Raw genomic sequence first — 11,735 nt, 5'->3', positions numbered from 1 at the left:
GCTGCATGCAAACGGAGGAATACCCCTGTTCCGGGAATATCTAGTATTTATTAATGAAACAGGATTATTATCCGATATTAAGGATAGGAGTCCTATACATACGACAGTTGAATACAGGCATTAAGGACCAACAACCAAGTACCGAACCAAGGCAAATCCGTACGAAAGTCGGAGACGCAAAGCCACGGGTCTACTTCATCCCATGCGGGATGTTAGGACAGCCGGGCCGCTCAAGGGCTTGTTTTTTTGTGCAATTAAACAGCAGCGGGGGGAGAAACGAATGCATTTCAGAAGGAAAATGAAATTCCCGCAGATCGGGCGTCTGCTGCTGGCGGCAGTATGTGCGCTGGGCAGCGTGTCTGCGGGCGGAACGATCACGGGGACGGCGGTTGCCGCCGGAGCCGATCCGGGAAGGACGGATTACAGCGTGTCCGGAGAGCGGGTCATCTGGATGGAGCCCGATTCCGCCGGAGTGAAGCAGGTGCATGCGCTGGATCGCAGCAGCGGGGCGAGCCTGACGCTTACGACCAATTCATCGGCCAAGGATGCGCCGTCTGTGGGAGGCCCGGTCGTGGTATGGGCTGACAAAGGGAACGAGCAGGACAGCTCTTTGAACTGGGATATTTACAGCTTCAATCTGGAGAAGGGCACCCGAACCAAGCTCAACAAGCAGCCCGGACAGTACGGCAACCCGACGACTGACGGGGTGGGTGTTGTCTGGTATGAACGCAGCAATTACGGCAGCATGATGTATCACGATCTGGCCTCGGGTGTTGAGGCGGATTTGGGCGAGGGCCGGTTCCCAGAGCTGGCGGACGGCAAGGTTGTGTATAAAAATGCGCGTGACGGCGGGCTTAGCCTGCTCGATTTAAGCAGTGGAGTCACACGTCCTTTAATTAGTCTGGGCGGCGCCAACTATGTGGACTGGTTCGTTTTTAACGGCAGCCATGTTCTTCTTAAGCAAAAAAACGGGTCATCGCAGAGCAAATTCGTGCTTCTGTCCATCAAGGATCTGACGGCCGAGCCTGTCGATCTCACCGAGATGAAGGCGGTCGGAGCGCAGTATGCGTTCATGTCGATCGGAGACGGACAGGCGGTATTTCAGGACGAATCCGGCGGCGCCTCTGTCTTGAAGCAGGTGAATCTCTCAACCTATCAAGTCACGACGCTGCCCGCGCTGCCTGCGGGATCGAAGCTGATCGGCATCAGCGGAAACAAGCTGCTCTACAGCACGAGCGATAACTCTATCGAAGCAATTGCGCTGGAAGGGACTGGTACAGATTCGGGTTCGGGGTCCGGTACGAATTCGGGAACCGGTTCGAGTGCCGGAGGAAGCGCGCCGGTTGTAACCGGGGCCAAGGATAGCCAGACGATCGGAACCGCAGGCGGAACGCTGACCGCAGCGGACGGCTGGGCACGGCTGGAGATTTCGGCAGGAACCTTCCCGGATAATACGGCTGTGAGTCTGGCGCAAGCGGAGCTAGAGTCGCAGAAGCTGGTGGATCAGGACGGCAGGAAGCTGCAGAAGGCCGGCTCGATCTGGCAGGTTCAGGCGGGCGCTCCATTCCAGCTGCCGGCGCTGCTCGCGATCCGTTATCCGAAGGAAGAGCCATGGACATCGAGCCGGGAGAAGCTCGGGATTTATCAGTATGACTCCACAGCAGGGGTGTGGACATACATTGGCGGTGTAACAGCGGCGGAAGAAGATTATGTCCGGGCCAAGATTACGGCTTCCGGATTGTATGCGGTCATGCTGCGCGATGTCGAGTTCCCGGATATGGTGAACCATTGGGCGCGGCAGGAGGTCGAAGTACTGGCGGCCAGAGGTATTGTGAACGGCATGAACGGGGTCAGCTATGCGCCTAAGGGCACGCTCACCCGCGCCCAGTTCACCAAGCTGCTGGCAGCGGCGCTTCAATTGAAGCCGCTCCAGCCGGATACTCCGACATTCCGCGATGTCTCGTCCGCGAACTGGTCCTATGGCTGGGTGGAAGCGGCAGCCGCCGCAGGAATCGTTACCGGTGACGCCGGATTGTTCCGGGGCGATGATCCGCTGACGCGTGAGCAGATGATGGCCATGCTGATGCGGGCCATCACAGCCTCTTCCGGTTCAGTGAAGGTCACTTCGGACGCGAAGGAGATTGAGTCCGAGCTCGCGGCCTTCAAGGACAGCGGCAGCATTAGCTCCTGGGCGCGCGAATCGGTAGCCGGAGCGGTAGAGCTGAAGCTGGTACAAGGCACGAATCAGATGCTGCATCCCGCTCAATCCTCGACGCGGGCCGAAGCCGCAGTTCTGATCTACAAGCTGTTGGCACAACTGAAACTGCTGTAATCCATTCATGGAAGGAGAACTATAAATGAATCTTCGAGCGTTGACAAGGAGACGGCGCCGCGGCGGCCTGAAAGCGAATATTTGCCTTATGCTGGCGGTTATGCTGCTCGTTTCGTATATTCCTGTTTTTCCGGGAGCGAATCTGTTCGTATCCCCGACTTATGCCGCTACCAATATGCGGATTGAACCGAGTGAGATTAATCCAGAGGCCGGGGAGACGGCCAAGATTATTTTCAGCTTCAATGCAGCGGATGACGGACAGACCGAGCATGAGGTGAAGATCAATCTCTGTACTCCACAGAGAGATGGATCGGCCCCTCTGCTCGGACCGCTCATTACAAGCGGGGTCTACCAGACGAAATCGGGAGACGACTATCTCGTTCATGAATATGAATGGGATGGCAAAATCAATGGTGTGCCGCTGGAGGAAGGACGATACAACGTATGTATCTCCCCGGTCGATTATAACGGTGTCGGAGTCTATTACGGCCAAATTGCCAGCTTCGAAATTGTCGGCAGCGATGAATTGACTCCTCCCAAGGCGCTTCAGATCAAGCCTGCAGCTTCGGGACAGTCAATCGTCTCAGGAACCGCCAAGCCGGGAGAGACCTTGGAAGTTGAAGTCTATTATCCATCCACAGGCGAAGAGAGCCTGTATTCCGGTATCACGGCCAACAGTGAAGGCCAGTGGACGAAGCAGCTCAGCATTACGGCGGGTCAGATTGCGCAGATCACGGCGAGAATCAAGAAGGACAGCCGTTTCTCGGGATATTCCGAGCCGCTCACGTTGCTTCGGATTCCGCTGCCTGCCTTTCCCGTAACCTGGGAGGCGCTCGCGGCCTATTATTACAAGCTGGATTCGGCCAGCCTGGCACAGGAGAAGGCCGAGGAGCTTGCTGTATTGAATCAGTCCGCAGCATCCTCGGGAACGGTCAGTGGCCTGACTTCCCTCTTGCTAACGAATCCGCAGACAAGCGGGAGTATCGCAAGCGCCGACCTGCTGCAATTTACGGAAGCGGCCCTTCAGGACCGGCTGAGGATCGTCAATCCATCCGGCCAGGCGCCGGTTGATCCGGCGCGGGGCGATTTTGTCTACTCCAGCGATTCGATCACTCTACAGGCGCTGATGCCGCTTCAGTTCGGGTTGAACTATTTGAGCCGCGATCCCTATACGGGCGTGAATGGGCTTGGCTGGCATCATAGCTATGAATGGAAGCTGACCCCGATCAATGACGGGAAGGTAGAAATTATGAGCCCGGACGGCTCCCGCTATGAATATGTGCCCCTGTCCGGCGGGCGTTATCTGACTCCGCGCGGCACGGACTGGACATTAACCGCTCCGTCATCCGGAGCCTATACCTTGACGAACCCGCAGGGAGACAAATACCAGTTCAACGCGGCGGGCTATCTGCAATCCATTACGGATCTGAACGGGAACCAGATCTCGCTTGCTTACCAGGGAACCAAGCTGGAAACGGTCCAGACGACGGGCGCTTCCCTGAGCTTGAGCTATGACGGCGCGGGCAAGCTGACATCTGTCCGAGATTCCGCAGACCGCAGCATGACTTTTCATTACGATTCGGCGGGAGACATGACATCGATCAAGGATGTGGACGGCGCCGAGACCGGACTTACTTATGATGACAGCCATCATCTGCTTAGCGTGACGGATGCCAAGGGAACGGCGACCATGAGCGTAACCTATGATGCGAAGCAGCGCGTTACCGGAATAACCGACTTCTACGGCGCGGAGAGTTCCTCCAGCTATGAGGGCCGTGTGGCCCCTGTTGTCCGGGGAGAAGAGGACGAAGACGTCGGGACGGGGATTTACCCGGACCGGGGACGGGACCTGCCGGATTCGGAGGAAGTGATTCTGTCCGGCACGATGCACAACCTGGCTCACGCGCCGGCTTACCGGCAGGTGGCGGGGCTGCAGCCGGTCATTGGCGATTATCTCTCAAGCAGCATCTCCGAGATTGAAGGGAAGCAAAATCTCTACGCCGCTTCCGCAGTATCGGTCGGCGGCGACATTGCCGCCATACAGAACGCGATATCATCCAGCGGGTCATCGCCTGTCGTCGTCAGAGCGGGCCAACTGAATGTTGAAGACAGCGTTACATTCGGTTCGCCAAGCAAGCCGGTAGTTCTGATTGTTGACGGAATGAACACCAACCGCGACATTACCGTGCGCGTGTACGGTAATCTCATCCTGAAGAACGGGCTGAACGCCAATACCAAGCTGGCGCTCGATGTACAGAAGGTCGGAGGATCTTACGGCAATCTGTGGTCCGGCGGAGCCATCCATCTGAATAATGATTCTTCCGTAACCGTCGGGGATACGCTGCAGAGCGGCACTCTGACGTACAACAGCGGAAGTCTGACCATTGACGCGAAGCGGGTTCTGCTCGCCGGAGACCTGAATATCAACACCCGGGTTGAGATGAACATTGCACAGGAAATGGCCGTTGGCGGCATTGTCTCCAACAATCAGACCGCCAATCTGACCATAACCGGAGGCGACTTGTTCGTTCGGGATAATGTCAGCGTCAATAATAACCTGAATGTGCAGACGGGCGGATTGTTCGCCATTGGCGGAGACATGACGCCGAATCAGACGCCGGTCGTTCATACAGGCGTCGGGTCCGGTAAGACCATTCTCATCTATTCAGAGAACGGCACGGTTTCCGGGAACGCCGGATTGGCCCGCTCCGCAGGGCTGGCTTCTTCCATAACAACCACATCGAACAAGACGGTATGGACGAACGCGCTCAATCAGAGCACCACCTATGTGTGGAACAATAACTTCCAGGTCGCGCAGCGCCTGGCTGCCAACGGCTCAACCGTCAAATACAGCTATGACAACAGTGACCGCATCATCGGCGTTACAGACGGCAATGGCAACAAGAGCAAGCAGGCATATGACGAGCGGGGTAATCTGATCCAGAGCACCGATGGGAACGGGTATTCCACGCTTGCCCGCTATAATACGCTGAACCGTCCGGTCGTAGAGGTGGATGAACGGGGCAATCGCACCTCCTATGAATACGACGCCGCCGGCAATCTGGCCGGCAGCACGGATGCCTTGGGCAACACAGTAACCATTGCAAGAGACAATAAAGGAGTTCCGGTCTCCGTAACCGATGCCGAAGGCCATGTCACGGCATACACCAATGATGCGGCAGGCTTCGCCCGCGAGATCAAGGACCCGAGCGGCTACACGACGGTCATTGACCGCGATTCGCTGCACCGGACGGTGAAGGTTGCCGACGGTGAAGGCGAGCTTCAGCAAATCCAATATGACGCGAAGGACCGCGCCGTGGCCGTCACCGATGCTTTGGGCCAGACCCGAAGCTCCGTCTATGATGCCAATGGCAATCTGCAGGAGCAGACGGATGAAGCCGGAGTGAAGACCGTCCATTCCTATCAGGTCTACCGCCTGACCGGCACAGAGGATGCGCTGAATAACAGCACCGGCAGCACTTATGACGCGCTTGGCAACATTACCGAAGCCCGGGATGAATCCGGAGGAATAACCTCGTACAAATACGACAATGTGGGACAGCTCAAGGAAGTTACCGATCCGGACGGACAGAAGACTTCCTACACCTACGACTCTAACGGCAACATGCTCACCCAGACAGACAGCGAAGGCAATGTGACCACCTATACCTATAGCAAGCGCAATGAGCTGCTCAGCGTGACCGACTCGCTCGGCGCGAAGACACGATACCGCTACGATGCGGCGGGCAACAAGATCAAAGAGACCGATGCGCTTGGCAACAGCACCTGGTACGACTATAATGCGCTCGGCCAAATGGTCTCGGTGACCGATGCGCTTGGCGCAGTGACCACGTATGAATATGACAAGAACGGCAATCAGATCGCAACCGAAGATGCCAACCATTCCGTCTGGAAGACGAAGTACGACAGCCGTGGACTGGAGATCGGAACGATCAATCCGCTGAATGAAGAGACCACCGTTACCCGCAATGCGCGCGGGCTGATGACGGAATCCACGGATGCAGCGGGACAGAAGACTTTTTACGAATATGATGCATTGGGACGCAACACACTGGTGCGCAACGCCCTGGGATATGAAACCTCATATGTCTATGACGCCAAGGGGAATTTGAAAAAAGTCACAGACCCGAACCATCACGAGACTTCCTTCAACTACGATGTGCTGGGCCGGTTGACGGGTGTGGATGATGCGGCAGGCAGCTCCACCCACTACTCCTATGATGCCTCCGGCAATTTGCTAGACAAGACTAACGCACTGGGAGCAGTGACCTCTTACAAGTACGATGCCTCGAACCGGGTCATCGAGTCGGTGAATCCGCTGCTTGAGAAGACCCATATGTCCTATGACGAGAACGGCAATCTGCTGCAGGTCGTTGAGCCGGATAACAACACAACCGATTACGCCTATGATGCGGCTAACCAACTGAAGCAGACGAAGTACGGGGACGGAAGCACCGTCAAGTATGAATACGATCTGGCGGGACGCCGTGTCAAGATGACAGACAGTACTGGCGAGACGCGGTATACGTATGACGCCTTGAATCGGCCTACATCGGTCATTGATCCGCGCGGCAACAATGTGCGGTATGAATGGACCGTAACGGGACAGCGCAGCCGGGTCATCTACCCGGACAACACGACCGTCAGCTATTCGTATGACGCAATGGACCGGATCACGCAGGTGACGGACACGCAGAACCAGACGACCAACTATCGCTATGATGCCAACGGCCGTCTGATCGAGAAGCAGCTGCCGAATGGAGGGCTGAGCAGCTATACGTATGACGGAGTCGGCCAACTGCTGGAGCTGAAGCATCAGTCGCCGGGCGGCAGCCTGCTGGAGCAGCTGACTTACGTCTACGATCCGGCAGGGAACAAGACACGCACCGAACGCCAGGAATACGGCAGCGATGAAGACAACCCATCCGGAACGCAGCGCCCTGTGGACATCTCGGATTATGCCTATGATGCGCTGAACCAGCTGACTCAGGTGCAGAAGCAGAACGGTTCGAAGACCACCTACTCCTATGACTCCGCCGGCAACCGCCTGGGCAAAGAGGTGACGGATGGAGGCATCACCGCCTCGGAGCAGTATACCTATGATGCGGCGAACAAGCTGGTCCATTTTGAAAAAGGCAGCGACTACAAGGACTACACGTATGACCTTCGCGGCAATCTGCTGAAAGTCACCGGCATTGACAGCGAAGCGGCGCTGCGTTCGTTCACAGCCGGTGCAAGTGCGCTGAAGACAACCATGCCGGGAACGGTCTATGGAGATGAATCCGGTACGGATACTACAGATCCGCTGGCCTTCAGTCTGCCGGATGAGAATTTGTTGACCGGTGCAACTGAGGATGTGTACGGAGCGGATGCCACGCTTACTCCGGAAGCGAGACTCGCGGCGCTGGCGGCAGGCCCGCAGGTGCTGGAGAGCAACGAGTGGAGCGCGTCGAACCGCCTGATCCAGAACACCAACACGTACGGCGATGTGACCACCTATCAATATGATGGAGACGGCAATCGAGTGAGCATGCGGACCACCGTAGGAGACGATACGATCCCGAATGCGTATCCGTCCAGCAACCCGGCCGGAACGCGGGATGGCTGGGAGTCGCAGTACAAGAAGCGTCAACTGGACATTTACTTTACCAATGACATCACCCTGAGCAACCCGCAGCCCCTGATGGCCACAGGAGATACCGGCCAGAGCTGGAAGCAGTCCTATGTGTACGGCGCAGGTGAAGAGCGGATCAGCATGACCTACCGGGTCAGCGGAGACGTGAGCAATGACTGGGAGCCGACAGAAGGCGCCAGCGGAGCGAATGCAGACGGCACAACGAAGACGCTCTACTATCTGAGCGATGCGCTGGGAAGCGTCATAGGCCTGGAAGGCCAGGACGGCAGCGTGTCGGCGCGGTACCGCTACGATGAATTCGGCGTGGCTGAGAATCCCGAGAAATTCGACCTGAACTGGTCCGGCCCGGACAATCTGTTCGGCTACACCAGCCTGGGGTATGATTACTACAGCGGCTACTCCCACGCGCAGGCGCGTGATTTTGACTCCAGTGTCGGGCGGTTTATTAGTGAGGATACGTATGAGGGGGAAGTGAATGATCCGCTGAGTTTGAATCTTTATACTTATGTGCAGAATAATCCGGTGAATAACGAAGACCCGACTGGACATTATTCTGTATCAGAAGTGGAAAAGTTTTGTAGAGAGCCTATTACCTCGAACTGGGGTGTATCCAATAGCACTGCTGCGGCATGGTTCTTAAAGCAAAAAAGTGCCAAGCCTGTGATTAAAAGATACGGTCTCAATTCCACCAATATTGGTGATGTTACAGTAGCAATCAAGGCAGCTGGTGTTTCACCTGTCTTCTTTTTTGCTTATACTGTGAACGAAGGTGGCGGTGCCGGAGGTTTTATTAATCATTATAGGAAAAGTTACTATTCAAGCCACGGTGGTGACACAGCAGTAAATGCAGCGAGTGGAGATGCGCATTATCTAGCTTCAGCATCAAAAAATATGAACAGCAAACCAGCTTGGATAGACATGGGTAATCCTGTAGACTTTGTACCCCAGAGTGTTAAGAAAAGCGGGAATGCTAGTTTTGCCAAAATGCCCAGCGGCTCAATAGGTAGGGCGTATATACCAGCAACGGCAGCAACCACTTGGGAAGTCTATTATCCTAACGGGTTGCTAAAGAAGTATAACAAAGTCCAGAATTATGGTGCCCCGATGCAAGGAATTATGAATTCTATTAAAGCCATGGGTGGTAAGCTGTAAAGTGCGACTGGCCAGAAATCACATATGATTATTTCTCGATAGGAGTTGAAAAAATGAAATCTTTACATGATTATAAGCTGATTCTTGTTGCGTTCATCACGGTATGCGTTCTTCAAACCGGATGTGCCAGCGAGACAAAGGCTAACCTAGCACAAACGCCTTCTAGCCAGGCGAGTCAAGACAATTCGACAATGCCAAAGGATAGCGACACAGCGAATATTACATCAGCGCCATTGGCCGTGCCCAGTTCAACGCAAGACACCCAAAATAAAGAGATGAACTTCACACAAATCCAAGCCGGGGATTATTCGAGCTTGCTCGGAACTTGGAAAGAAGTGGCTTATGCAGATAACCCATTTGATGGGACTGGAGCGCAATGGCATGCGGGGACATCTGGCGCTGCTCCTCATACCCTCTCTGTGTCAACTGACAAAATCGTCTACAATGACTCAGCGATGGTCATGCAGGGAAATACGATTACAGACGATGCGGGTTCTCATCTTCTTTCGTTTACAAATAATGGGGGTTCTCTCAACGCTGACTTCGCTGATTCCAATACCGCCATCAACTGGGCTGTTACATTTTACCCAAAAGGGATAGCAAATGAAATCCAACCCAATAATGGCGTGAAGATTGACAACACTAAAAATCTCATTGACATTTGGTACAGCGGAATGCAAGTCGAAATAATTTTTGCACAAATTGATTGATATATATTCAGCTGCCCGAATGAGTTCCTAGGAGTTGTCAAGATTAGTGCTTGACACCTGAGTTCGCGCTTGATAGCACAAAATTTTTTGATCTATTGGTTCCACTGATAACAGACTTAACCCATGTAACGGTTTGACAGTACTTATACAGAGCCTCTCTGCCACATGCGAGTGTAACAACTCCATGTGGCTGTGACTAAACAACGAAGCAAGCTGACGTCGGCATTCAATCGGCCGTCAGCTTGTTTCATTTTCAGACTCTACCATGAAGAATTGAACGCGGTAGTCTCATGCGGTGCTAGAATGTTCCAGATTGGCACAGATTCCTCTCGCGATTCAAGGATATATAAACCCACATTGAATTTATTAAAGTGACTAAGAGTGAATAATAGGAACCCTGGATCAATGACTGGTCGTTGGTCGAATTCTAATGAAAGTTTTTGAAGTGTTTTGGCACTATGCTGTTACACTTTGCCCTAAACCTTAATATTTGAGCATATTGCATTAAACTAAACCCTTGCCACACAAAGCGATTTTGAGCATAAGAAAGGACTTCACCCCAGCTTGGAGAAGTTTTCAAGTGACCAAACGAGAAAACCCAAGGGAGTGAAGTCACTATGTATATTCTCCAAGAATGTCTGTTTTCCTTTGAGGAGCTTCAAATAATCGAACCGAAAGAACGACTGCCCCTCTTTTTCCGTGCATTGGACCTGAGATCGTATGCGAAACAATTGAAAAATCCTTCACCTCGGGGAGCGGACGGACACTGTCGCCAAGGCATTCTTCGTGCCTTACTCGCTGCCCCCTTAGAGAACATCGATACGTTCACCGGCCTGGCGTGCAGACTGGAGTTTGACCTTCGTTTCCGTTACCATTGTGGACTTCGGCTGGACATCCCTGCCTATGAGAAAAAAGAACCCAAGCGAAAAAGCGAGCTCACGGGTAATGCCAACTGGGGAGTCAAACTCGACACGTTTGGCAACAAGGTCAAGTGGTTTGGATACAAGTTACACTTGGCCGTCGATGCGAAGAGCGAGCTTCCAATCGCTCTTCACGTGACGCCCGCGCATGTCAACGATGGAGATGAAGGTCCTGCACTCATGAAGCGCGTCGTGAACCGATTCAGCCCTCGATTTTTCATGCTGGACGCAGGGTATGACCAATTGGAAAACTACGTAACCGCGCGGAGCGTTGAGGCCCAAGCCATTATCCCGATGAATCCGCGAAACGAAAAAGAACCGCCAGCAGGTATGACAGGTAAAGGCACGCCTTGCTGTTCAATGGGCTTTCCCACGACCTATATTGGGGCCAGGAAAAGGAACGTTTGAAGTTTCGCTGTCCACATGCCACAGGAAAAGTGGACTGCCCGCTTAGAATGGCTGCTTGTTCGGCCTCGAACTATGGGATGGTGATCAAAATCAACACTCAGCAAGACCTTCGCCGATATGCTCTGCCGCACCGAGAAAGCAGTGGATGGCAGAAACTTTACAAGAAGCGAACCAGTGTAGAGCGCTGCAACTCTCGAATGAAGACTTATTTAACCGCTGACCAACTCCATGTCCGGGGGATTCAAAAAGTGACGACTCACCAATATTTGAATGCGATTGTGTTACTTGCCTCTGCACTTGCCATCGCGAAGCAACGTGTCCAAAAGACCGCTTGAAATTTTGGTTTTACCGAAATTCTGCACGTCTGTCCTCTTACAGCTAAACTAACGAAAAATGAAAGTTTCGCTGCGACCTTATCATGATTTTGTTTGGAAAATTCAATTATGCAAAATGCTCAGATAAAAAAACAAAAAGATAAAAACAATTCAATGTGTTGTAGTGGATTTAAAGGCGCATACATTCAATAAGTATCCTGCAGGACAGAAATATGATTCAGG

The 11,735-nt window shown here is 53.5% G+C and carries 3 protein-coding genes, 1 pseudogene and 1 riboswitch; all 4 genes and pseudogenes read left to right on the top strand.

The window, feature by feature from the left end; genetic code table 11:
• Nucleotides 1-140: 140 nt before the first annotated feature.
• Nucleotides 141-234, top strand: a riboswitch (cyclic di-GMP riboswitch).
• Nucleotides 235-280: 46 nt separating this feature from the next.
• The 4 genes and pseudogenes from KIH86_RS04055 to KIH86_RS04040 all read left to right on the top strand — a co-directional run bounded on the left by KIH86_RS04055 (nucleotide 281) and on the right by KIH86_RS04040 (nucleotide 11,513).
• Nucleotides 281-2,332: an S-layer homology domain-containing protein gene (locus tag KIH86_RS04055; protein WP_223080765.1), complete on the top strand. Its 2,052-nt coding sequence runs from the start codon at nucleotides 281-283 to the stop codon at nucleotides 2,330-2,332.
• A 25-nt stretch (nucleotides 2,333-2,357) separates the two neighbouring features.
• The gene (locus tag KIH86_RS04050; RefSeq protein WP_223080764.1) at nucleotides 2,358-9,140 is read left to right on the top strand and encodes a DUF6531 domain-containing protein; all 6,783 of its coding nucleotides are present in this window, start codon (nucleotides 2,358-2,360) and stop codon (nucleotides 9,138-9,140) included.
• Nucleotides 9,141-9,193: 53 nt separating this feature from the next.
• Complete coding sequence (locus tag KIH86_RS04045; RefSeq protein WP_223080763.1) at nucleotides 9,194-9,850, top strand: DUF6287 domain-containing protein; 657 nt, start codon at nucleotides 9,194-9,196, stop codon at nucleotides 9,848-9,850.
• A gap of 617 nt (nucleotides 9,851-10,467) precedes the next feature.
• A pseudogene (locus tag KIH86_RS04040) lies at nucleotides 10,468-11,513 on the top strand (transposase).
• The last annotated feature ends 222 nt before the right edge of the window (nucleotides 11,514-11,735 follow it).

The organism is Paenibacillus sinensis, assembly GCF_019904155.1.
GTDB lineage: Bacteria > Bacillota > Bacilli > Paenibacillales > Paenibacillaceae > Paenibacillus_AQ > Paenibacillus_AQ sinensis.
Note: the sequence above shows the minus strand (reverse complement) of the source record. Positions and strands in the feature narration are given on the sequence as shown.

Coding starts and splice junctions, on each gene's coding strand:
- KIH86_RS04055 (WP_223080765.1), top strand. CDS start 281: ATGCATTTCAGAAGGAAAATGAAATTCCCGCAGATCGGGCGTCTGCTG.
- KIH86_RS04050 (WP_223080764.1), top strand. CDS start 2,358: ATGAATCTTCGAGCGTTGACAAGGAGACGGCGCCGCGGCGGCCTGAAA.
- KIH86_RS04045 (WP_223080763.1), top strand. CDS start 9,194: ATGAAATCTTTACATGATTATAAGCTGATTCTTGTTGCGTTCATCACG.